General features: G+C 64.8%; 23 protein-coding genes. 5 read left to right on the top strand and 18 right to left on the bottom strand.

Annotated features, from left to right (window positions below):
- Positions 1-4: 4 nt before the first annotated feature.
- From purF to HZB53_14765, 11 genes are read right to left on the bottom strand one after another with little or no spacing between them, the layout of a single operon-like run.
- Positions 5-1,429, bottom strand: coding sequence for an amidophosphoribosyltransferase (purF, locus tag HZB53_14715; protein MBI5878900.1), 1,425 nt, complete (start codon positions 1,427-1,429; stop codon positions 5-7).
- Positions 1,430-1,457: 28 nt separating this feature from the next.
- On the bottom strand, positions 1,458-2,585 hold the full coding sequence (locus tag HZB53_14720) for a 5-(carboxyamino)imidazole ribonucleotide synthase (protein MBI5878901.1): 1,128 nt from the start codon (positions 2,583-2,585) through the stop codon (positions 1,458-1,460).
- A gap of 3 nt (positions 2,586-2,588) precedes the next feature.
- Positions 2,589-3,089, bottom strand: coding sequence for a 5-(carboxyamino)imidazole ribonucleotide mutase (gene purE, locus HZB53_14725; GenBank protein ID MBI5878902.1), 501 nt, complete (start codon positions 3,087-3,089; stop codon positions 2,589-2,591).
- A gap of 1 nt (position 3,090) precedes the next feature.
- Positions 3,091-4,065, bottom strand: a complete 975-nt coding sequence (locus HZB53_14730; protein MBI5878903.1) for a phosphoribosylaminoimidazolesuccinocarboxamide synthase — start codon at positions 4,063-4,065, stop codon at positions 3,091-3,093.
- On the bottom strand, positions 4,062-4,826 hold the full coding sequence (purQ, locus tag HZB53_14735) for a phosphoribosylformylglycinamidine synthase I (protein MBI5878904.1): 765 nt from the start codon (positions 4,824-4,826) through the stop codon (positions 4,062-4,064). Before purQ ends, HZB53_14730 begins: the two co-directional genes overlap by 4 nt.
- A complete protein-coding gene (gene purL / locus HZB53_14740; protein ID MBI5878905.1) occupies positions 4,826-7,606 on the bottom strand; it encodes a phosphoribosylformylglycinamidine synthase subunit PurL in 2,781 nt (926 codons plus the stop codon). The genes purQ and purL overlap by 1 nt, the downstream gene beginning before the upstream one ends.
- Before the next feature lie 53 nt (positions 7,607-7,659).
- Positions 7,660-8,739, bottom strand: coding sequence for a quinone-dependent dihydroorotate dehydrogenase (locus tag HZB53_14745; GenBank protein MBI5878906.1), 1,080 nt, complete (start codon positions 8,737-8,739; stop codon positions 7,660-7,662).
- Between the two features lie 9 nt (positions 8,740-8,748).
- Positions 8,749-9,351, bottom strand: coding sequence for an orotate phosphoribosyltransferase (locus HZB53_14750; protein MBI5878907.1), 603 nt, complete (start codon positions 9,349-9,351; stop codon positions 8,749-8,751).
- 24 nt (positions 9,352-9,375) lie between these two features.
- A complete protein-coding gene (gene pyrF, locus HZB53_14755) occupies positions 9,376-10,209 on the bottom strand; it encodes an orotidine-5'-phosphate decarboxylase (GenBank protein ID MBI5878908.1) in 834 nt (277 codons plus the stop codon).
- A gap of 6 nt (positions 10,210-10,215) precedes the next feature.
- Positions 10,216-11,193, bottom strand: coding sequence for an aspartate carbamoyltransferase (gene pyrB, locus HZB53_14760; protein MBI5878909.1), 978 nt, complete (start codon positions 11,191-11,193; stop codon positions 10,216-10,218).
- 39 nt (positions 11,194-11,232) lie between these two features.
- Entirely contained in the window at positions 11,233-12,294 is a 1,062-nt protein-coding gene (locus HZB53_14765; GenBank protein ID MBI5878910.1) for an amidohydrolase family protein, read from the bottom strand.
- 321 nt (positions 12,295-12,615) lie between these two features.
- On the opposite strand from HZB53_14765, the gene HZB53_14770 reads away from it, so the two are divergent.
- Entirely contained in the window at positions 12,616-13,467 is an 852-nt protein-coding gene (locus tag HZB53_14770) for a tetratricopeptide repeat protein (GenBank protein ID MBI5878911.1), read from the top strand.
- A gap of 83 nt (positions 13,468-13,550) precedes the next feature.
- Here HZB53_14770 and HZB53_14775 read toward each other — a convergent pair whose 3' ends face one another.
- The gene (locus HZB53_14775; protein MBI5878912.1) at positions 13,551-14,012 is read right to left on the bottom strand and encodes a hypothetical protein; all 462 of its coding nucleotides are present in this window, start codon (positions 14,010-14,012) and stop codon (positions 13,551-13,553) included.
- A gap of 528 nt (positions 14,013-14,540) precedes the next feature.
- On the opposite strand from HZB53_14775, the gene HZB53_14780 reads away from it, so the two are divergent.
- The 3 genes from HZB53_14780 to HZB53_14790 all read left to right on the top strand — a co-directional run bounded on the left by HZB53_14780 (position 14,541) and on the right by HZB53_14790 (position 16,804).
- Positions 14,541-15,083: a universal stress protein gene (locus HZB53_14780; GenBank protein MBI5878913.1), complete on the top strand. Its 543-nt coding sequence runs from the start codon at positions 14,541-14,543 to the stop codon at positions 15,081-15,083.
- Between the two features lie 153 nt (positions 15,084-15,236).
- The gene (locus tag HZB53_14785; protein ID MBI5878914.1) at positions 15,237-16,184 is read left to right on the top strand and encodes a hypothetical protein; all 948 of its coding nucleotides are present in this window, start codon (positions 15,237-15,239) and stop codon (positions 16,182-16,184) included.
- A 29-nt stretch (positions 16,185-16,213) separates the two neighbouring features.
- Positions 16,214-16,804 carry a nitroreductase family deazaflavin-dependent oxidoreductase gene (locus HZB53_14790; GenBank protein ID MBI5878915.1) on the top strand — a complete coding sequence of 197 codons (591 nt, stop codon included), beginning with the start codon at positions 16,214-16,216 and terminating at the stop codon, positions 16,802-16,804.
- A gap of 218 nt (positions 16,805-17,022) precedes the next feature.
- Here the strand turns inward: HZB53_14790 and HZB53_14795 are convergent, their stop codons facing one another.
- The 5 genes from HZB53_14795 to HZB53_14815 all read right to left on the bottom strand — a co-directional run bounded on the left by HZB53_14795 (position 17,023) and on the right by HZB53_14815 (position 20,214).
- Entirely contained in the window at positions 17,023-17,313 is a 291-nt protein-coding gene (locus HZB53_14795) for a 4Fe-4S binding protein (protein ID MBI5878916.1), read from the bottom strand.
- Between the two features lie 72 nt (positions 17,314-17,385).
- A complete protein-coding gene (locus HZB53_14800; GenBank protein ID MBI5878917.1) occupies positions 17,386-17,937 on the bottom strand; it encodes a 2-oxoacid:acceptor oxidoreductase family protein in 552 nt (183 codons plus the stop codon).
- 11 nt (positions 17,938-17,948) lie between these two features.
- Positions 17,949-18,821 (bottom strand): 2-oxoglutarate oxidoreductase, encoded by an 873-nt coding sequence (locus HZB53_14805; protein ID MBI5878918.1) that lies wholly within the window; start codon positions 18,819-18,821, stop codon positions 17,949-17,951.
- A gap of 27 nt (positions 18,822-18,848) precedes the next feature.
- Positions 18,849-19,940 (bottom strand): 3-methyl-2-oxobutanoate dehydrogenase subunit VorB, encoded by a 1,092-nt coding sequence (vorB, locus tag HZB53_14810; GenBank protein ID MBI5878919.1) that lies wholly within the window; start codon positions 19,938-19,940, stop codon positions 18,849-18,851.
- Positions 19,941-19,971: 31 nt separating this feature from the next.
- The gene (locus HZB53_14815; GenBank protein MBI5878920.1) at positions 19,972-20,214 is read right to left on the bottom strand and encodes a 4Fe-4S binding protein; all 243 of its coding nucleotides are present in this window, start codon (positions 20,212-20,214) and stop codon (positions 19,972-19,974) included.
- Positions 20,215-20,560: 346 nt separating this feature from the next.
- Here HZB53_14815 and HZB53_14820 point away from each other — a divergent pair, with 346 nt between their 5' ends.
- A complete protein-coding gene (locus tag HZB53_14820; GenBank protein ID MBI5878921.1) occupies positions 20,561-22,816 on the top strand; it encodes an NADP-dependent malic enzyme in 2,256 nt (751 codons plus the stop codon).
- Between the two features lie 221 nt (positions 22,817-23,037).
- On the opposite strand, the gene HZB53_14825 is transcribed toward HZB53_14820, so the two are convergent.
- Entirely contained in the window at positions 23,038-23,337 is a 300-nt protein-coding gene (locus HZB53_14825; protein ID MBI5878922.1) for a hypothetical protein, read from the bottom strand.
- Between the last annotated feature and the right edge of the window lie 153 nt (positions 23,338-23,490).

Raw genomic sequence — 23,490 nt, forward strand, 5'->3', positions numbered from 1 at the left:
CGGTTCAGCCGCGAATTGCCTTCTCGAAGCCGGTCTTGGTCTGCGCGAAGTCGATGTCGATCGGGTAGAGGCCGGTGAAACAGGCGTGGCAGTATCCTTCCTGGCGGTCGATGGCGCGCATCATGCCGGCGAGCGACAGGAAGTGCAGTGAATCGCAATCGAAATGGTCGCGCATCTCCTCGAGCGTCATGCGGTGCGCTACCAGTTCGTCATAGGTACCCATGTCCACGCCCATGAAGCAGGGATGGGCGATGGGGGGACAACTGAGCCGCAAATGCACCTCGCGCGCGCCGGCTTCGCGCAGGAGCTTGACGAGCGGCCCGGCCGTATTGCCGCGCACCACGCTGTCATCGATCATGATGACGCGCTGGCCCCGCACGTTGTCCGGCAGGGCGTTGAACTTGAGCGCGATCCCCTGCTTGCGCAGCGAATCGGTCGGCTGGATGAACGTCCGGCCGATGTAGCGGTTCTTGATGAAGCCGTCGTTGTACGGGATGCCGGCCGCGCGCGCATAGCCAATCGCCGCCGGCACCGACGAGTCCGGCACCGGCACGACGACGTCCGCCTCGGTCGGGCACTCGCGAGCCAACTCCTCGCCGAGGCGCTGGCGCACATGGTGCACGCTCAAGCCGTCCCAGAACGAGTCCGGGCGCGAGAAATAGACATGCTCGAAGACGCAGCGCGCCGGCTGCTCGGCGGCGGGCATACCCTGGCGAACGCGCAGGTTGCCGGCGTTCAGCGTGACGATTTCGCCGGGCTTGACTTCGCGGATGACGTGACAGCCAAGCGTGCGCAGTGCGCCGGTCTCGGATGCGGCCGCGTGCCCGCCGCTCGGCAGACGGCCGACGCTCAGCGGCCGGAAGCCCCACGGGTCGCGCACCGCAAAGACGTCTTCCTGCGTCAGAATGACCAGCGAGTAGGCGCCATGCCACTGCTGCATGGCGTTCTGGATGCGCTCCTCCCAGGTATCGCCGGGCGCGCCGGCCAGCATCATGGTGATGACCTCGCTGTCGGACGACGACGAGAGACCGACGCCCCGCCTGAGCAATTCGCGGCGCAACTCGCCAATGTTGACGAGGTTGCCGTTGTGCGCCACCGCCAACGGCCCGTGCACCGTCTCAATCAGGAACGGCTGGGCGTTGCGCGCCGCCGACGAGCCGGTGGTCGAGTAGCGCGTGTGGCCGATGGCATAGTGGCCCTGCAGCGGCGCGAGGCTTTGCGGCGTGAAGATCTGCGTGACCAGCCCGACGTCCTTGTGAATGTGCGCCGTGACGCCGTCCGAGACCGCGATGCCGGCTGCTTCCTGCCCGCGATGCTGCAGCGCGTGCAGGCCGAAGTACGCCATGCGCGCCACGTCTTCGTTCGGCGCGTAGATGCCAATCAGACCGCACTCTTCGTGCGGGCTGTCCGACTGGTATGGATTGGTCATATGGGGTCCTCCCTCTCTTGCGTGCACCTCACAGGTCTCCAGGACTTGTGAGGTGTTGCTCACCGATCAGTGCCTGCACCCGCGCAACAGCGTGCTTCAGTTCTTCGGCGCTGTCGCGCAGCAGCGTGACATGCCCGACCTTGCGGTTTGGGCGCGGCTCTTTGTCATACAGGTGCAGGTACGCACCCTGAATGTTCAACACGTCGATCATGGGCGGGATGATGCCGACCAGATTGACCATGGCGGCGCAGCCGCGCGCCTCGGTTGATCCGAGCGGCCAGCCCATGATGGCGCGAATATGATTGGCAAACTGGCTGGTCTGCGCGCCTTCGATAGTCCAGTGTCCGGAATTGTGCACGCGCGGCGCCATCTCGTTGACCAGCAGGCGCCCGTCCATTTCAAACAGCTCAATGGCCAGCACACCGACATAGGATAGCGCATTCAACGCCTGTGTGGCAATCGCCTCGGCCTGCGCCTGCAAGTGCGCGCTGTCCGGCGCCGGCGCGAGCGACAAGCGCAGGACGCCGTCGCGGTGGTGATTCTCGACCAGCGGATAGGTCGCCACCGCGCCGTCACGGGAGCGAACCGCCAGTATCGACAACTCGTGCCGGAACGGGACAAAGCCTTCCAGAATCAAATGGGCGCCGCCGAGCGCCTGCCATGCCCCATCCAATTCAGCATCGGAGCGCAGCACGACCTGGCCTTTGCCATCGTAACCGAGTCGCCGCGTCTTGAGCACGGCGGGCAAGCCGATCTGCCGCACGGCCGCCGTGAGCGATGCGCGATCATCCACAGCGGCAAAAGGCGGCGACTCGATAGCGAGCGACCGGAAAAACTGCTTCTCGACGAGCCGGTCCTGCGCAACGGCCAGCGCGCGCGCCGGCGGGAATACCAGGTGCGTGCGGGCCAACTGCTCCGCCACGGCGACCGGCACATTCTCGAACTCGTACGTCAGCACGTCGACGCTGTCCACCAGTTTGGCCAAGGCGTCACGATCGTCGTATGCGCCGGTGATCTGCGTTGCCAGATGACGCATCGGCGCGTCGGGCGACGGGTCGAGGAAGCGGAAGCGCAGGCCGAGCGGCAATCCGGCCAGCGCCAGCATGCGTCCCAACTGCCCGCCGCCGAGCACGCCGACGGTCGTTGCGCCCGTCATGCGCTAGGCCGCGCCCTCGCGCGGATCGGGATGATCGAGCACCGACTGCGTCTGGGTGGCACGGTAGACCCTTAGCGCCTCGCGGATTTGCGCGTCGCCATGTGCCAGTATCGCGGCAGCGTACAGCGCGGCATTGACCGCGCCGGCGCGGCCGATCGCGAATGTCGCCACCGGAACGCCGGCCGGCATCTGGACGATTGACAACAGCGAATCCATGCCGTGCAGCGCCTTCGACTCGACCGGAACCCCGAGTACAGGCAGAATAGTATGCGCGGCGACCATGCCGGGCAAGTGCGCCGCGCCGCCCGCGCCGGCGATGATCACTTTGAGGCCGCGCGCCTCAGCCGTGCGCGCATACTCCGCCAGCAGGTCCGGCGTGCGGTGCGCGGAAACGACGCGCGTCTCGTAGGCCACGCCGAGTTGTTCCAGCGTCTGCGCAGCGTGCTGCATCGTCTCCCAATCCGAGCGCGATCCCATGATCAGGCCAACTTGTAGCGTCGCCATATTACGCTATCACCCCCGCGCGGCGCAAATTGTCTGTCAGTCGCGGCTCGACCGGGTACGCGCCGAGGCGGAACGGCCTCCCCGTCAGCATCTCGTAGATCGTAATGTAGCGAATGCTCGCCTCCACCCAGAGCTCGTCCGGCATGACGGGCGGCTCGCCGTCGCCGCGATAGTCGTACCTGGCGTAGGCCAGCCGCACGAACTCTTTGTCGAAGTTCTCCGGCTCCTCGCTGTGCGCAAAGCGTTCCGGGTACGACGCAGCCAGCCAGAAGCGCGACGAATCCGGCGTGTGCACTTCGTCGATCAGCAGCAGCCGCCCGTCGGTTCCACGCCCGAACTCGTACTTGGTGTCCACGAGGATCAGCCCGGCGCGGCGCGCGACCGCCTGCCCGCGCCGGAAGAGCGCCAGCGCGGCGACCTGGATCGCCTCCCAGGTCGCCGCATCGACGAGGCCGTGTTTCACGACGTCGGCGCGCGTGATGCGCTCGTCGTGACCGGTCGCGCCGCCCTTGGTGGTCGGCGTGATGATCGGCTCCGGCAGCGCCTCGTTTTTGTAGAGTCCCTCGCGGAAATGGTAGCCGTAAATCTCGCGCTCGCCAAGCTCGTATCGGCGCCAGAGCGCGGTCGACGTTACGCCGGTGATGTAGCCGCGCACGACGACTTCCACCGGGAACGGCACGGCTTCGCGCGCGATCAGCGCGTTGGGGTCGGGCACGGCGATGACATGGTTGGCGACGATGTCCACCGTCTCGGCAAACCACCAGCGCGCCAGTTCGTTAAGCGCCTGCCCTTTGAACGGCACCTGCGCCAGGATGCGGTCGAACGCCGAGAGGCGGTCGGTCGTGATGAGCAGCCGCCGGTCGTTGCCCAGCGGGTAGCTATCGCGCACCTTGCCGGCCACGCGGCCGGGCAGCGGCAGATGCGTTTCGCCCAGCGCCAGCGGCAGGTGCGCGCGAATCACGCTGGAGTCGATCATAGACCCTCCGCGTAGCGCACGCCGTTCACAAACAATGGCAAGCCCATGTGGCCGCTTTCCCCCCGTGTCCAGCGCGGATGCTGGTAGGCGTGCAGATGATCTTCGGGGTGGGGCATGAGCCCGAGCACGTTGCCGCGCCGGTTGCATACGCCGGCGACATCGCCACGCGAACCGTTCGGGTTGGCGGGATAGGCGGCGCCGGCAGGCTGCCCGTCATGTCGCCGGTAGGTCAGCGCGATCTGTTCCGGCGGCAGCGCGGCCGCGTCGCTTAGGACGAAGTTGCCTTCGCCATGCGCGACCGGGCACTCGATCAGATCGGTCAGGCCGCGCGTCCAGATGCAAGTGGACGACTGCGGCGCGAGTGTGACCCAGCGGCACTCAAACGTTCCCTGCGCGTTAAACGTCAGTGTGGCCTTTGCGCCGGCGGCAGGGAGGTCGGGCAGGAGGCCGGCCTTCACGAGCGCCTGGAAACCGTTGCAGATGCCGGCGACCGGCCGACCGCTCTCCACAAAGGCCCTGACTTCGTCGGCGAAGTAGACACGCAAATCGAGCGCCAGCAGCTTGCCCGCGCCTAGCGCATCGGCGTACGAAAACCCGCCGGGCAACACCAGCATCTGGTAGTCGCGCCAGTGTCGCTCACCGCGCCGCAACTGGTTCAAGTGCACGATCTCGGCCGTGCCGCCGGCCGACTCGATCGCGTGCGCGGCTTCGTGGTCGCGGTTAGTGCCGTCGGCATGCAGAATCAACGCGTTCGGTTTCATCAGTTCACCTGCCCGTCATGCGTCCACGCCGCGACGAGGTTGTCGACGGCCGCATCGATCAACGGCGTGCCGGGACCTTCCACGACAAAGCGGACGCTCGAGGTTACGACGCCAATCCGCCGGGCCAACGCGCTGTCGAAGTGCGACTCAAAGGCGGCCGCGTCGGCTGTTCGCACTTCCACAAGCAGCGCGCCATTGGTCTCGGCAAAGAGGTCGCCGGGGGCGCTGGTGAACCGCATACCGAGCCGTCCGGCGATTGCCATTTCAGCGGCGGCGACCGCGAGACCGCCCTCGCTGAGGTCATGGCAGGCGCGGATCAGACCGGCCTGCATGGCGCGATGCACGGTCGCATACATGGCTGGCGCATGCGCCGGCAGTCCCGGCACAGCGGCGTTGTCGGCTGCAGCACCTAACCGGTATAGGATGTTGCCCGCTTCCTTGGCATCCATGCTTACGGCGTGCTGCACGTCCTCGATCAGTCCGATTGCCGAAATGAGCAGGGTAGGCGGGATAGCGTGCCGCAGACCGTCCGCGCCAAGGTATTCGTTATTGAGCGAGTCCTTGCCGCTGATGAACGGCGCGCCGTAATGGAGCGCGGCATCGTGACAGCCGCGCGCGGCCTCGACGAGCGCGCCGAGCGTCTCCGGGCGATTGGGGTCTCCCCAGCAAAAGTTATCCAGCAGGGCGATGCGCGACGGATCGGCGCCGGCGGCGACGGCGTTGCGAATCGCCTCGTCCACCACGCTCACCGCCATGCGATACGGGTCGACCGCGCCGTATGCGGGGTTGATGCCGCAGGCCAGGACGATGCCGCGCGTGCCGCGTGTGCCGATTGGCTTGAGGACCACGCCGTCAGACGGTCCGTCGCACGCCGCGCCTGCTAGCGGTTTGATGACGGTGCCGCCCTGCACCTCGTGGTCGTAGCGCCGGATGACGTCGGCTTTCGACGCCGTATTCGGATCGCCGAGTATGCGCAGCAGGCGCGCCGTGGCGTCGCCATCGGCAGGGGCAGCCAGTGCGGCCGGTTGGGGCGCCGAGGCGACCAGCGAGCGGCGCGGCAGGCCATCGTGCAGGAAGCTGTTGTCCAGATCGAGCACCGCGCGGCCATCATGGCGCACGACGAGATGCCCGCTGGCGTCGAACGCGCCGATGTCGGTCAACTCGATGTCGAAGGTGTCGCACAGCGTCTGCAGCGCGGGCACGTTCGCGGGCGGAACGGCCAGCACCATGCGTTCCTGCGCCTCGGACAGCCAGATCTCCCACGGCGCAAGGCCGGGGTACTTGAGCGGCGCGCGCTCAAGCTCGACCTGCGCGCCGCTCTGACTGGCCATCTCGCCGACGGCCGACGAGAAGCCGCCTGCGCCGCAGTCGGTGATGGCATCGTACAGCCGTGCGTCGCGCGCGCGGGTGATAACCTCGATCAGGCCTTTCTCGACGATCGGGTCGCCGATTTGCACCGACGCGCCGGCGACCTCGCCGGTCTGGGCATCCATCGTCATCGAAGAGAACGTCGCCCCGCGCAGCCCGTCGCGGCCGGTGCGCCCGCCGAGCACGATGATGCGGTCGCCGGTGCGCGGCTCGCGCACGTGCGCGCCTTTGGGCGCCAGGCCGACACAGCCGCAGAAAACCAGCGGATTGGCCGTGTAACCGGGATCGTACACGATCGCGCCGCTGACCGTCGGGATGCCGATCTTGTTGCCGTAATCCTGAACACCGGCCACCACCCCGGAACGGATGCGGCGCGGGTGCAGCACGCCTTCAGGCAGGCTGTCCGGCGCCACGTCCTGCGGGCCGAAGCAGAGTACGTCGGTCGCGGCAATCGGCTTGGCCGAGACGCCGAGCACGTCGCGAATGACGCCGCCGACGCCGGTGTTGGCGCCGCCGAACGGCTCGATGGCCGACGGGTGATTGTGCGTCTCGACCTTGAATGACACCTCGTACTCGTCGTCAAAGTCGATGCTGCCGGCGTTGTCCACAAAGGCGGAACGCACCCACGGCGCGGCGATCTGCTCGGTGGCCGCGCGGATATACGTCCTGAGAATCCCGTCGACGTCGCGGTCGCCGTAGCGGATTTGCGCCTTGAACGTCTTGTGCACGCAGTGCTCGCTCCAGGTCTGGGCGATCGTCTCGAACTCGACATCGCTCGGATCGCGGCCCTCGGCGCGGTAATACGCCTGCATTGCCTGCATCTCCGCGAGGTTGAGCGCGGCGCGGCGTTGGCGCGATAGCTCGGCCAACTCGCCGTCGTCTAGTTCACGCAGCGCGATGGTCTCGACATGCCCCGATGCCGTGGCTTCCTGCGGAAATATCGGCTCGATCTCGCCCAGTGCGTGGCGCTGGATGACTTCGTTCGCGAGCAAGCGGCGCGCCAGGGCGCGCAGATCGCCGTTGGATAGATCGCCAAACACCACGAAACGGATGCCGGTGGAGGCGTGCCGCACGCTCTGCACACCGATCATCAGCGCGCAACGCATGATTTGTTCGGCGACCGGATCGGTGACGCCGGGCCGGAGCGCGACTTCGATGACATGCCCGCCGACCGCCGGGCGTACTGCGCCGGGCGTGCGCCATTCGGCATTCTGGGTGACCGGGTCGCTCAACAGTTCGGATGCCAGTCGCGCCCGGTCGTCGCCCGAGAGGTCGCCGTCGATGAAGTAGAGATCGCTGACCGTCAGGCCGCGAACACGCGTGAGGCCAAGCGCGTGCGCGTCGGTCAGCAGGCTGGCGGCGCGCGGTTCGCGCTCGGACCGGGCGGTAACAATCAGGCAATGAATGGTCATGACGAAATCACAAATCCCATCATCCAAATCCCAAACTACCGGCGTACGATCGGCTATACTGCGGTCGTCCCTCGCAGCTCGGCGACATGGCTGACCCCTGCTTGCTTGCACGCCGCGACAAGCGCGCGACAGATCTGCCGGGGCAGGGAGGGACCGGCGTAAACCAGCCCAGTGTAGACCTGCACCAGCCACGCGCCGGCCCGAATGCGCTCGATGGCGTCGGCCGGCGACACGATCCCGCCCGCGCCGATCAACGGCAGTTGGCCGTGTGTGGCGCGTGCGATGTGCCGGGTGACGGCCAGCGCTCGCGCGCACAGCGGCGCGCCGCTCAATCCGCCACGCAGATCGGCGTAACGGGCCGCGATGCCGTCCCGGCTGATGGTCGTGTTGGTCGCAATAATACCGTCGAAACCCGATGCCGTGATAGCCGCCAGCACGTCGTCGATCTCACCCTCTCTCAGGTCAGGTGCGATCTTCACCAGCAGTGGCACGCGCCGTGGCAACTGGTCGCGCACGCCGGCAATCGCCATGAGCAGGTGCTCCAGCATGTCGCGCGCCTGCAACTGGCGCAGTCCCATCGTATTAGGGCTGCTGACGTTGACCGCGACGTAGTCGGCATACGCATGCACCCGTTCCAGCAGGGCGCCGTAGTCGTCGGCGGCGCGCTCGAGCGGCGTGTCCTTGCCCTTGCCGATGTTGATGCCGAGTCGCGTTGTGTGATTTGCAAGCGGTTCCCGGCCGAGCGATTCCAGCAACGCATCGACCCCATCGTTCGGGAAACCCATGCTGTTGATGACGGCGCGTGACTCGCTGACGCGGTGTATGCGCGGCCGCGGGTTGCCAGGCTGCGGGATGCGTGTGACCGTGCCGACCTCGACGTGGCCGAAGCCGAGCGCGCCGAGCCCGGTTACCGCCGCGCCGTTCTTGTCATAGCCGGCAGCGATCCCGACCGGGTTGGTAAATGTCAGGCCGAGCAACTCGGTTTCGAGCCGGGCATCATGGTACCCGCAGGCGGCGCTCAACGCGGCGCGCACCACGGCCAGCCGCCCGGCCAGGGCGAGCGCGCGGAGCGTCTTCTGATGCGCGTCCTCGGCGTCGAGCCTGAACAGTAGCCGCCGGATCAATCCGTACATGGCGGCGCGCTAGAATGACCCGTCAAGGTACGCCCGGACGTCGTTATACTGCGCCTCGCTGATGGCCCGGCTGTCGCGCCACGCGTCCAGCAGGTCGCCGATCTTTGCGACGGCATGGAAGGCGTAACCGGCCCGGCCCAGTGTGTCGGGCGCGCCCTGCTCGCGGTCGATCAGCACAATGATGTCGCGCACGACGAGGCCGGCCTCTTCGAGCTTGCGAATCGTCTCGATCTTCGTTTCGCCGGTGGTGGCCAGATCGTCGATGATGGCCACGACCTCGCCCGGCTCATACACCCCCTCGATGGACGCGCGCGTGCCGTACTCCTTGGCCTCGCGGCGCGGGTAGATCAGCGGGCGGTTCATTTCGAGCGCGACGGCCGTCCCGATCGGCAGCGCCGCGTACGGGATGCCGACGAGGCGGTCGAAGCTCAGATTGCCGAGCAATCCGGCATAGGCGCGCGCTACGCGCCGCAGCGCGTCCGGATACGACACGAGGCGGCGCATGTCAAGGTAGAAAGGCGAGATCAGCCCGGATTTCAGCTTGAACTCGCCGAAGCGTACGCAGCCGGATGTGACCAGGTCGGCGGCCAGGTCGGCCAGCGTGTTTTGCATTCCCAATCCCCCTGTGTGACCTAATTATGAACGCCGCGCGGCGTTGATCGCATCCCGCGTGCGCAGCGCCTCGGCGCGCGGGTCGTGGGCGCGCGCGATGGAGCGCGACGCGCTGATGAGCACGCCCAGTCCGTCGGCGCGTATCCCATGTTCCACCGCCATGCGCAGGTCGCCGCCCTGCGTGCCGACGCCGGGCACCAGGAACCAGAGGTCGGGCGCCAGCGCACGCACGCGCGCGAATACCTCGGGGTATGTGGCGCCGACAACGAGACCGACGTTGCGGTGCGTGTTCCACGCCTGGGCGTGGAGGGCGACCTGCTCGTACAGCGTGGTGACCTTGAATGACGAGTCGGCGGCGAACTGCGCGAAGAACTCGGCGGCCGGCCGGCCCCCCGTGTCCAGCACGCTCATGTTCTGGAATTCGTCGCCGCCGGCGTTGGAGGTTTTGCAGAGGATGAACGCGCCGTACTCCGGCCGCACGATGAACGGCGCGACGGCATCGCTGCCGATGTACGGGCTGACCGTCACCGCGTTTGCGCCGAGGCCGTCAAACGCCGCATGGGCGTATGCCGCCGCCGTGTCGCCGATGTCGCCGCGCTTGGCATCCAGGATAACCGGGATGCCGTCCGGCACGTGCCGGATCACGTCGTGCAGTGCGAACATGCCATCGGCCAGAAACATCTCAAAGAACGCACTGTTGGGTTTGAACGCGCAGGCCGCCTCGGCGGTCTCGTCGATCAGGCGCAGGCACTCGTCGCGCGCGATGGCTGCGCTGGGCGCGCGCGGGTCGAGGCCGACGCACAGCAGGCTGTTCTGTTTGCGCGCCGATGCGTTGAGCAGGTCATCGAAGCAGATCATCGGGTCTTATGCTTTCCCCAGCACCATCGCCAGCAGCGCCATGCGCACGTACAGGCCGTACTCCATCTGGCGGAAGTACGCCGCGCGCGGGTCGGCGTCCACGTCCATGTCGATCTCGCCGACGCGCGGCAGCGGGTGCATGACGATCATGCGCGGTTTGGCGCGCTGCAGCGTCTTCGGCGTGATCACGTAGGCATCCTTGACTTCCTCATACTGGTTCAGATCCGTGAAGCGCTCTTTCTGCACGCGCGTCACGTACAGCACATCGGTCTGCGGCAGCACCGCGTCAAAATTGGCGTCCTCGGTCTGTGCCATATTGCGCTCGCGCAGTTCGGCCACCAATTCGGGCGGCATGCGCAGGATCTCGGGCGACACGTAGTTCAACTTCGCGCCGTAAAGCGCCAGCAGGCGCGAAAGCGAATGCACCGTGCGGCCATACTTGAGGTCGCCGAGCATCGTCACCGTCAGGCCGTCGATATTGCCGAGTTCCTCGCGGATGGTGAACAGGTCGAGCAGTGCCTGCGTCGGATGCTCGCCGGTGCCGTCGCCGGCGTTGATCAGCGGCTTGCGCAGGTAGCGCGCGGCCGTCGCGGCGGCGCCGGTATCCGGGTGCCGCAGCACGATCAGGTCGGCGTAGCATTCCAGCGTGCGCACGGTGTCGGGCAGCGATTCGCCCTTGGCGACCGACGAGTAGCGCACTTCGTTGATCGGGATGGCCGAGCCGCCGAGCCGCTCGATCGCCGCGATGAACGAGGACGACGTGCGGGTGGACGGCTCGTAGAATAAATTCGCCAGCACCTTGCCCTTCAAAAGGTCGAAGGTGCCAACCCGCTCAACCATCACGCGCATGTCTGCCGCCACGGCGAACACGTAATCGAGATCGTCGCGCGAGAACTGCTTGACCGACAGAATGTGCTTGTTGTAGAAACGCCGGTCGCTTTTCTCCCCGAAGGGCAGGTGCGTCGCCGTTGCCGTTGTATTCATGGTCATGTCGCTCCTGGTTCGTGTTTGCGTGTTCCTGAACTAGCCGGCAATATTGCGGCCGGTACCGGGCGCGGCCAGCACCGTGCCGTTGCGGTACGCATCCTGCCCGCGCAGCACCACGCGCTCGACGCGGCCCCTCATGGTCCAGCCTTCAAAGGGAGTCCACTTGGCGCGCGTTTGCATAGTCGCGCCCTGTGCCACCCACTCGGCATCGGGGTCAATCTCGACCCATGTGTCGGTCTGTTCCTTCAGATTCAGCAGACTGCGCGGATTGACCGCCATGCGCTGGATCAGTCCGTCGAGCGTCAGTCGCCCGTCATGCACCAGTCGCAGGCATAGCGCGAGCGCGGTCTCCAGTCCCGGGAAGCCGGGGGGCGGATTGTCCGAGTCTTTCTCGGCCAGCGTGTGCGGCGCGTGGTCGGTTGCGAAGCAGTCCACGATGTCCAAGTTGGCGATCAGCGCGTCGCGGTCGGCGTCGGTGGCGAGACGCGGCCGCACCTCGCCGCGTCCCGATCCGATCGTCGGAATGTCAGCATCGGTGAGGAACATGTGATGCGGCGTCACCTCACAGGTGACCTGAAAGCCCTTGTCCTTGGCCTTGCGAATCAGCTCGATCTCGTCTTTGCGGCTGACGTGGCAGATATGCACCGAGCGACCGGCCAGGTTCGCCGCGAGGATGGCGGCGCCCACCGTGCGGCCCTCGGCGTGGCAGAGGAGCGGCGAGGCGGCCGGCCAGTTGGCGGCGTGCTCAACCAGCGCGCCCAGCTCATCCAGGCGCAGCGGTCCGAACGTCTGGTCGAGATACATCTTCATGCCGCTGACGCGCCCCGTAAATGTTTTCGCCGTGGCGGCGTTGTCGGCCCCCGCACCAAAGTAGAGGCCGTAGTCGCAGCGCGCTTTGGCGCGCGCGGCCGCTTCGGTGCGCGCCAGCGTCTCGCCATCGGTCAGCGGTGGCGTGGTGTTGGGCATGGCGCATACGACGGTAAAGCCGCCCACCAGCGCCGCCGCGGTGCCGCTATCGTAGTCTTCCTTGTGCGTTGCGCCCGGCTCGCGCATGTGGACGTGAATGTCAACGAGACCCGGCAGTTTCAGCGTGCTCATCGATCCCTCCCGAGGTCACAAGAAAAGAGCCGATATTTGATCGGCTCTTGGGGGAATGCAAATGCGGCATTGGAGCAGTGCGCCATGACAGCGCGCCGCCCGTCTATCGGCGTGCAAAGGGACAGCGAATAATCCAGACCGTGCATTAGGCGTCATTGTAAGTAGGAAGCAGCCTTGTGTCAAAAATGGCGAGCACTGAATACCGCGAGCTACCAGTAGTTGGTGGGAGCCGGAAGCGGTATTTTGTCTGACTTTGCGCCGACAACCGAGGGAATATAATGATACCTATAAACGAGGAATCGTCGAATGGAGGTTGAACCTATGCTCCGCACATCCGTCAAGCACGTAGTCGCGACGTTGTTGGTAGTCTACGCACTGGCCGGTTGCGCTTTTGCCGCACAGGAACAGGCGCAGGCACTGATTGTCAGTGGAGAGTTGGCCGCCAATGCCGGTAAGCTAGATGAAGCGGTCGCGAATTTCAGCCGGGCCATCGAACTTGACCCCACTTCTGCTACCGCTTATGACGACCGAGGCACTGCGTATTCTCAACAAGGCAGAACCGAGCTTGCATTTGCGGACTATAACAAAGCCCTCGAGATAAATCCCGGCTATGCGCTCGGCTACTACAATCGCGGCCTACTCCATGCCAGTACCGGCAATCAAGCCCAAGCCGTATCTGATTTTAGCAGGACCATTGAACTCGATCCGAAGAATACAAAAGCGTACTATAGTCGCGGCGTCGTCAATGCCCAATTGGGACGGGCGGAGCAAGCTATAACCGACTATAGCAAGTCAATTGAGTTGGCACCTACATTCGCTGCGGCCTACAACAATCGCGGCAGCGTCTATTTGCAGCAGCGCAAATTGGATCAGGCCATAAATGACTTCGATCGGGCAATAGAAATTGATCCTGGTTTTGGGCGTGCCTACAATAACCGTGGAATCGTTGGTGCACAGCGGGGCAACATTGATCAAGCGATTGCCGACTTCACATCCGCGATCGACCATGAGCCTGCTTACGCAAGCCCATACCTGAATCGTGGCAGAGCCTATCGCCAGAAAGGACTCAGTTCGCCAGCGATTTCAGATTTTGAGGCGTACCTGCGTTTGATGCCCGATGGAGATTCGCGCCTGCAAATCGAAGCATGGCTGCGCGAGCTCAAAGGGCAATAGCGGCCCTTATGCCGACAGCGCCAGTTCGGCCGCTTCTTCCGCGCAGCCCCACGAGCAAGTGATGACGGGACCGCCGGCGTCGCTCAGTCCACGGTGAACCGGCAACGCGGGTGCCCGGTCGCGATACACTCGATCTCCTGCACCTTCACCGGCCGGCGCCAGGCTTCTTCGAGAAACCCCGCGAGGTAGCCAGCGATCGGGTGACAGACCGATCGTTTCTGGGTGGGCACGGCCGACGCGAGGGTCGAGTGCTCGACGTTGATGAACAGCTTGGGGTCCTCGCGCATGAGTGTGGCGTGACCCCAGTTTGACTGATTGAATGCCGTCAATGCCGCGTCCACCAGATCGTCGCCATCATAACCCAGTTTGTCGCGCAGCAGCCGCGCGCCGCTCAGCCCGCCCTGCTTGCCCGCGGAATAGAGGATGCCGCCGACGCCCATGCCGACGAATTTGAGCGCCGTGTTGTACATCTCGCCAATTGCATTCTTGTCCACCAGAACCGACTCGGCGCGTATGAGGGCCGAAACCTTCTGCTGGCTGATCATATGAGTCTCTCTATGTGATGCGACGATCTGAGATGCCGCAGCGCCATGATGGCACCGAGCATCGATGATGGGTGGAACGGAGACACACCATCGATTCTAGTCCGGCCGGGCGGCATGTCAAGCGCGCTGCGCGTTTGGAGTATGAGTAAAGCTCGTCTGTGGGTGGCTCACCAATACGGTTGCCGTATAGGTCGGACCGCTCGGCGGCACACCGCGTTCGTGAATGGGCGCAGGAGAACGGGCGTATGCCGCGCCCGTTGTCGGGGGGGGCTGTAACCTGCGCGCTCGAACAGGCAGAATATCTGTCCCTACACACTGAACCATAGCTTACCGAAGATTACGAGCGTGTGCAATACTCTAATGCGCACATCCTTCACGGGGTTTTGACTTGTCGTTTTGGGGCCGGCTCAGGTAGAATGTCACCGTTCCGGCAGTACGGTTGACACTGGTACGCCGTTGCGATCGGCTCTATAATGCATATGGTATGCAAGACAGGCAATGACATCAGCTACACCATAGGAGGCCGCGATGGCCAAGCGCAAGATTCTCATCCCGCTCGATGGCTCTGAATTTGGACGAACCATCGTGCCGTACGTGTCGAAGTTCTTTTCACCGGATATGGTCGAGATCGTTCTATTCCGCGCCGCGGCGCACCCGCAGGGCATGACGGGGCGGCCGTCGCGCCCGGCATCGGCCGAGGTTCCCGTGCCGATGTATGAGTCGTCGCGCGACGTCGAGTACATGAACCATCCCGTCTACGCCAGCCAGGAGATGGAGAGCGAGCTCGCCGAGATCAGTGACGAGCTCAAGGCCGAGGGCGAGCCGCTGCGCGCCGCCGGATTCGAAGTCATCGTCGCCGTTCGTTTTGGCGATGCGCAATCCGAGATTGTGAAGTACGTGATGGACGAGGATATCGCGATGGTGGCGATGACCACGCACGGGCGGTCCGGCGTGAGCCGCGTGATGGCCGGGAGTGTGGCCGGTCATGTCATGCGCCATGCGCTGGTGCCCGTGATCATGCTGCGCCCGTTCGCCCCGGTCGATTCGAAGGATGGCGACGGCGGCCGCTAACCCTCAGCGACGCTGGACCAGCGGCCTTGGCGCCGGGTCCAGGCAGACCACCATCGGCAGTCCAGTAATGACGGCTGGCTCTATCCGTGCATAGAGTCGGCCGTCTGCCGTTGCCGGCCGGCGCACGCCATGACGACAGCGGGAGGTATCGCCATGTTGAAACGCAGTCTGGCATTTGCTGTGCAGCTTCTCGTGCTTGTGGCAATCTACATCGCGGTGTTCATCGCCGCCAGTTCGGTCGCGTACCCGATCCTGAACCTGCCGCCGCCGGCCGCCGCGACACAACCGGCCGACGCGTCGGCGTCCGGGGCCGCATTGGGCGCGATCCCCGCCGTCGCCATGCTCAACACATTGGTCATTGCGATCGCCATTGCCCGTGCGCGCTGGCGCGGTCTGAGCCTGGCGGCGGCGCTGGCGTTCGTGATGTTTGCCGTTATGGCGTTCATGACGCAGATCGAGCTGATCGTCTTTCCGGCGGTGCTCAATCGCCTGCCGCCGGGTACGATCCCGCTGGTCATGGTCATGAACGGCGTCCAGGCGCTGGTATTTGCGCCGCTGGCCGTCCTCGTGATGGGGCACTGGCGCCAAAGCGACGCGCCCAGCGGCGAGCGGCACGCGCTTGCCCTGCACCTGGGCGCTTGGCTATGGCGGCTCGCCACGATCGGGGTTTTGTATGTGGGCCTGTACTTTACGTTTGGCTATTTCGTCGCCTGGCGAAACCCGATCGTGGCCGCATATTATGGCGGAAGCGATCCCGGCAATTTTCTGGCCCAACTGGCGAGTGTTGCGCGCGACAACCCATGGCTGTTCTTGTTCCAGTTCGTGCGCGGCATTCTGTGGGCGCTTATCGGCCTGCCGGTTATCCGCGCGCTGAAGGGCGGGGCGGCCGAGTCGGGGCTGGTGCTGGGACTGCTGTTTGCGGTGCTGATGAGCTCGCAACTGTTGTTCCCGAATCCGGCGATGCCGTTTGATGTGCGTATGGTTCACCTGGCGGAAACCGTGCCGTCCAACTTCATCCTGGGCGTAGTCGTGGCGGAGGTGCTACTCTGGCGTGGCCGCACGACCAGTTCATTTTCTCGACCGGCGCCGATTCTGCGCTAACGTTTGCCTGCGGAGGCCAAGGAGACGCGATGCAATCACCCGCACCAATGGAAGCGATGCTGCACCGACCGGCAGTACGCCGCCTGTTCGGCGCGTTGAACCGCTATATGATGGTTCCCTATTTGCGGCTCGGCCTCGGGCCGTTGATCGGCAATCCGTTCACCGGATACATCATGGTGCTGAAGACGCGCGGCCGCAAGACCGGCCGCGTACGCTACGCGCCGGTGAACTATGCGATCCTTGACGGGAATGTGTACTGTCTGTCGGGCTGGGGCGGGGCGTCGCACTGGCTCCGGAATCTGGCCGCGGATCCGCAGGTGGAACTGCTGATGCCGGGCGGCGCGGTCAGGGGCACAGCCGAGGTCGTGACCGACCCCGATGAGGCGCTGCGCGCTGGGCGCGCGGTGCTGATCGCCGGCGGCTTCGCGGGCTTCGCGTTCGGGTTCAACCCGCGCACGGTACCCGACGACCTACTGCGTGCAGGCGCGAAGGACACGCCGGTTGTTCGTATCACGCCGACCGGTCTGGCCGCCGGCGCCAGCGATCCGGGCGGCTGGCTGTGGATGCTGGCCTTCGCCGTCATGGCGTGGCTGGTTCTGGGTCGCCGGCGCTCGCGCTGACGCCCGCCGTGGACCGGCGCGTTGCAAAAAAAGCAGAGGCCGGACGAAATGTTCGGCCTCGTGGTTTCGCAACGGTCGATCGTCACAACTCGTGACGATCGACCGGCGAATAGTGTGCGCGGCAGTTGGCGAAGCGCATATCGGCTATTGCCGCACCCTTCGACTGGCTCAGGGTTCGGTATTTTGTCTTTCGACCGACTCTCGAATTGGCCGATCGTCTAGTTCCTGCGATGCGCTTCGGCGAGACTGGCGTTCAGTGTGATGATGTCGCTCTTGCTCAACGGCAGCAGTTTGCGCCGGCGACCCTGAACGTATACCGGCTCGGTCACGGCGATCACGCCATCTTTGCAGATGTCAATACAGGCCCCGCATTCAATGCAGTACTTCGGGTCGACATAGGCAAAGTCTTCGCCGCCCTGGATGGCTTCCGTCGGGCAGTACATGATGCACTCGCCGCACTGAGGCCCTTCATCCAGGCACTTGCCGGCGATCACGTAGGGATGGTTCATCTGGCTCATGACGGTTCCTCCTCGTGTGATGGTAAACGACAGCTATGCGATTATCCAGTCATAGGGGTTGGCCTACGCCGGCAATTTCTGTCTGGCCCACTCCGCCCCGCGCCGCAGGCCCTGCTTGTTCGGTTCGAGCGCGTCGCGGTGACGCGGCCCGACATGCGCCTCCAGCACCCGGTCGATGGTCTCGATCTGTACGACGCCCGTCGCGCCGATCAGAGCGCCGAGCATGACGACGTTCGCGATCTGCGCGAAGCCGAGCGCGGCAGCCAGGTCCTTGGCGGGCAGCTCCAGCACGCGAATGTCCGTGCGCGCGCTATGCAGAGTGATGAGCGTCGCGTCGCTGATCAGCAGCCCGCCCGGCCTGACCAGCGGCTCATACTTTAGCATAGATGGCGGGTTGAACACAAGGGCCGCCAACGGATTGCGGACCAGCGGCGAGCCGATCTCTTCGTCGGAAATGATGACGGTGCAGTGAGCAGTGCCGCCGCGCATCTCCGGCCCGTACGATGGAATCCACGTCACGTGCTTGTCCTCGGCAAGCCCGGCATAGGCCAGTATCTGCCCGGCGAACAGCACGCCCTGGCCGCCAAAGCCGGCGACGACGATCTCGGTTTGCATGGTTCTCCTCGTCAGCGCCCGAAGACGCCCGCAGTGGCCTTGCCAAAGATGGGCGAGCGCGCCTTGCCGATTACGGCCGTTTCAGCCGGCTGCGCCTGGCGGCTGGGGTGCTCGTCCGATAGCTCTTTGACGCCGGCCGCGACCTTGAAATCGCCAAGTGGGAAGTACGGTATCATCTGTTCTTCAACGACCTTGAGCGATTCGGAGGGGGTCAGGTTCCAGTTGACCGGACAGGTCGATAGCAACTCGACCATCGAGAAGCCCATGGCGTGCTGTTGCACCTGGAACGCCGTCTTGATAGCGCGCCGGGCGCGATGGATGTGGCCCGGCTCGTGCACGGCGCGCCGGACAATGTACGCCGGCCCATCCAACTGCGAAAGCAGTTCCGACATACGTACCGGGTAGCCCATCGTCCCAACGTCGCGACCACTTGGGGACGAGGTGGTGCGCATGCCGGGCAGCGTCGTTGGCGCCATCTGCCCGCCGGTCATGCCGTACACGCCGTTGTTGACGAAAATGACGGTGATGTTCTCGCCGCGGGTGGCGGCGTGCACGATCTCGGCCGTGCCGATCGCCGCCAGATCGCCGTCGCCCTGGTAGGTGAAGACAATCCGGTCCGGGTGCACGCGCTTGACGCCGGTCGCCATGGCCGGCGCGCGGCCGTGCGGAGCCTGCGCGAAGTCGCAGTCGAAGTAGTTGTAGGCAAAGACCGAGCAGCCCACGGAGGCCACCCCGATCGTGATGTCACGGATGCCGAGCTCGTCCAGCACTTCGGCGACGAGACGATGGACGACGCCGTGCGTGCAGCCCGGGCAATAATGCGTGACCACGGGCAAGAGCGCCGCCGGCCGCTCGTAGACAACCTGTAAAGTGTCGGTGTTCATTGACTGTAATCCTCGATAGTCCGTCAGTTACCGGGCGATCGCCCACGGGTGGTCCCGGTCGAACGATGCGGATGGCATAGCGGAGACTATCCTCGCCAGCACCTCGTCGGGCATAGGCACCACACCGCCCATGCGGCCAAAGAACTCCACCGACGCGGCGGCGCCGACGGCCAGCCGCACATCCTGCACCATCTGGCCGGCGTTCAACTCGACTACCAGCACCTGCTTGATCGTCTGCGCCAGCGCGCGCAGCCGGTCGGTCGGGAACGGCCAGAGCGTAATGGGGCGGAACAGGCCGACCTTTGCGCCGCGCGCGCGCGCGTCCTTGATGGCCGACTGCGCGATGCGGGCCGCCGAGCCGAACGCCACGACCAGCAGGTCGGCGTCTGCGGTCTGTGATTCGGCGTAGCGCACTTCGCGGGTCTCGATCTCGGCCATCGTGGCCTGCAGCCGCTGGTTGAGCCGCTCCAGTTCCTCGCCCTGCAAGTAGAGCGACGAGATGATGCGGCGCGGGCGGTTGCGCGCGCCGCTTAGTTCCCAGCCGCGGTCCCGGCGGGGGATGGCACGCATCGGCGGCATGTCAACCGGCTCCATCATCTGGCCGATATTGCCGTCGGCGGCGATAATGACGATCGTGCGGTAGCGCTCGGCCAGCTCAAATGCCCCGTACGTCAAGTCCGCCGCTTCCTGCACGGATGCCGGGGCCAGCACGAGCGGGTGATAGTCGCCGTGGCCGCCGCCCTTGGTCAACTGGAAGTAGTCGCCCTGGGTCGGCAGGATATTGCCAAGCCCGGGGCCGCCGCGCATCATGTCGACCAGCACGCACGGCACGTTCGACGCCGCAATATACGACAAACCCTCCTGCATCAGCGAGAACCCCGGGCTTGACGACGAGGTCATGGCGCGCGCGCCGCCGGCCGCGGCGCCGTAGACCATGTTGATCGCCGCCAGTTCGCTCTCCGCTTGAAGAAACACCCGCTTCAGCCCCGGCATGCGTTTGGCCAGATACTCCAACAACTCGGTTTGAGGCGTGATCGGGTAACCGAAATACGCTTCAAGGCCGCCGCGCACGGCGGCCTCCGCGATCGCCTCATTGCCCTTCCAGAGTTCTTTGGTCATCGTGATTCCTCGTCAGGCGTGCGCCGGCGGCTCAACCGGCCATGGGCAGTTTGCGGCGGGCCGCTTCGCGATAGACGGTAATGGCAACGTCGGGGCAGATGGTGGAACAGAGCAGGCAGCCGGTGCAGGCGCCGTGCGGATCAACAAGCGTGGCGGGCCGGTACCCGCGCGGGGTGAAGTGTTCGGCGATGTGAATGATAGCCTTGGGGCAGACGACGATGCACAGCTCACATCCCTTGCAGCGGTTCTCATCAATCGCGATTGTGCCGCGCATGCGAGAACTCCTTGTCAACGGCCGCATGCCGCGCCCGGTACAGGATCGGGGGCCTTCGCGGTATGCGACATACGCTCGATGGCCGCTGACGTCAGAAAGCGGCAACCGGGCCGCGGTGGATACGGTTGGTGACGCGCCGCCGCGCGCAAGCGTGCGGCCGGCCAATATTAGTATGGCCCAACTGAATATTGCGGTAAGTGTTGAATGTCCCAGGATATTAAGGACATTGGACAAGTGGCAACTCCCGCGAATGGGACTACCCTGTATCAGGTATGCTGGCGTATGGCGCGCGCCGCGCCGGCGTTTGACTCATGAGATCGCGATACCACTTTGGAGGAGAACCTGCATGAAGACTGTGACGCGTGAAGAAGCCCTCGAGTATCACAAGTTACGAGGGAAACCCGGAAAGATTTCGATCCTGCCGACCAAGCCGCTGGCCACCCAGCGCGATTTGAGCCTGGCCTACACACCGGGCGTGGCCGTGCCGGTGCTCGAGATCGCCAACGACCCCGCGCTTGCCTATGAATACACATCCAAAGGCAACCTGGTCGCGGTCATTAGCAATGGCACCGCCATCCTCGGCCTGGGCGACCGCGGCGCACTGGCCTCAAAGCCCGTTATGGAAGGCAAGGGAGTACTGTTCAAGCGATTCGCGGACGTCGATGTGTTCGACATTGAGGTGAACAGCCACGACCCCGATGACATTATCAAGGTTGCGGCAGCGATTTCGCCGACTTTTGGCGGCATCAACCTCGAAGACATCAAAGCGCCGGAGTGTTTCTATATTGAAGAGACACTGAAGGAGATGCTCGACATCCCGGTGTTCCACGACGACCAGCACGGCACCGCAATCATCGTGGGCGCTGCGCTGATCAACGGCCTCGAAGTCGTCGGCAAGCGCTTCGACGAGGCGAAGATGGTGGTGTTGGGCGCGGGTGCGTCGGCTGTCGCGTCGGCGGAACTCGCGATCCGGCTGGGCTTGAAGCGCGAGAACGTTCTCCTGGTGGACAGCAAGGGCGTCGTGTACAAGGGACGCAAGGAGAACATGAACAAGTACAAAGAGCGCTTCGCGCATGAAACGAACGCGCGCACGCTCACCGACGCCATGCGCGGCGCCGACGTCTTCATCGGCCTTTCGGGCGCGAACCTCGTCTCGGCCGACCAGGTCAAGGTGATGGGCGAGCGGCCGATTATCCTCGCTATGGCGAACCCGGATCCCGAAATCAAGTACGAAATCGTGCGTGAGGCGCGACCGGATGCGATCGTTGGCACCGGCCGCTCGGACTACCCGAACCAGATCAACAACGTGCTCGGCTTCCCGTTCATCTTCCGCGGCGCGCTCGACGTGCGAGCCAAGGCGATCAACGATGAAATGAAAGCCGCCGCGTCGAAGGCGCTGGCCGCGCTGGCGCGCGAAGACGTGCCGGACAGCGTGTTGAGCGTCTACGGGCTCGACTCGCTCAAGTTCGGGCCGGGTTACATTATCCCAACGCCGTTTGACCCGCGCGTCCTGCTGTGGGAATCGCCGGCGGTCGCCAAGGCGGCGATGGAGACCGGCGTCGCGCGCAAGCAGATCGACATCGACGAGTATCGCGAGCAGTTGGAGTACCGCCAGGCGACCGGCCAGCGCGTGCGCCACTTCATCCTGAACAAGGCGAAGTCCGCTACACCGGCGAAGCGCATCGTGTTCGCGGAAGGCGAAGAGCCGAAGATCATCCGCGCGGGCGCCCAGATCGAGGAAGACGGCATCGGCAAGGTGATCCTGATTGGCCGCGCCGACGTCATCGACGACAAGATCAAGAACCTCGGGCTCGACTACGCGCCGCAGGTCGTCGATCCGGCGGATTTTGCGAAGCGCGATGGGTACGCCAAGGTTTATCACGAGCTGCGCCAGCGCAAGGGCGTGACGTACAGCCAGGCGCTCAAGAAGGTTGTGGAGCCGAACGTGCTCGGCGCGATGATGGTCAAGATGGGCGAGGCCGACGCGTTCGTGTCGGGCCTGACCTATGAGTACCCGGACGTGATTCGCCCGGCGCTGCAGGTACACCACACCCGGCCGGGCGCGACCACGGTCGCGGGCGTATACATCATGAACATCGGCGACAAGGTCTATCTGTTTACCGACACCACGGTGAACATCGACCCAACCGCCGAAGACCTGGCCGCCATTGCGGTGCTGGCCGCCGACTTCGCCAAGCAACTGGAGTTGGAGCCGCGCGTCGCCATGCTGTCGTTCTCGAACTTCGGGTCGACGCCGCACAACCACACCGACAAGGTGCGCAAGGCGGTCGAGCTCGTGCGCGCCAGCCGGCCGGACATCGCCATCGACGGCGAGATGCAGGCCGACACGGCGGTGGTGCCGGAGATCGTCGAAGAGCGCTATCCGTTCAGCGCGGTGAAGGATGCCAACGTGCTGGTCTTCCCGTCGCTCGAAGCGGCCAACGTGGCGTACAAGCTGATGACGCGACTGGGCAATGCCGAGGCGATTGGCCCGATTCTGTTGGGCATGGGTGCGCCGGTGCACGTGCTGCAGACCGGCGACGCTGTGTCCGACATCGTGCATATCGCCGCGATGGCGGTCATGGACAGCATGCACCGCTGAGTTTCGGTCTGGACTTGACGGCTCGTGGGCGAAAGTGGTTGCCGTCGATGAACGAGCATGCAATGACCGGGGCTGCGCCGAAAGGCGCAGCCCCGGTCTTTAATGCTACGCCCTGTAAAAATCGGAGCGCCGGGCCTGTGCGGGCCCGGCGCTTTCGACAACGGAATATCCCGCCAGCCGGTCATCCGCCTGGCGCAGAAACCACAGATGCTTACTCGTGGTTAGCCCGTCTGCGGCGCGTTGGCTTTGTAAATCGCCACTTCCTTCAGCCCGCCACGCCCCTCGTCCGATAGCCAGAACGAGAAGATCAGCCCGCTCTCCAGTTCGATCTCGCCGGTCACGAAGCGCCCGGCGCGGATGGCCTGTTCGTCGTTCTCATCCGTCTGCGTCAGGAAGGTCATCCGTCCGCCCTTGACCTTCAGGGTGAGCGTTTCGTTGCCCTTCAGCGAGAGGTTTTCGATGCCTTCCCGGTCGAGGTTGCCGTCGCCGTGAAAGACTTCGGTCAGCTTGGCTCGCTTCATGGTTCCTCCTGGATTGGTGCGCATGCCTCCGCCCGGCACGCATCGCGGCGGGCAAGAGGGTTCCGGGTTGCATACCTAATCTACCATCTCAAGTATGCCACACTTTCGCCGGCAGGCCATTTGGCAACCCTACTCGATTCGACGTGACAGTTC

Source organism: Chloroflexota bacterium (assembly GCA_016235055.1).
In the GTDB taxonomy this organism is placed as follows: Bacteria; Chloroflexota; Anaerolineae; order JACRMK01; family JACRMK01; genus JACRMK01.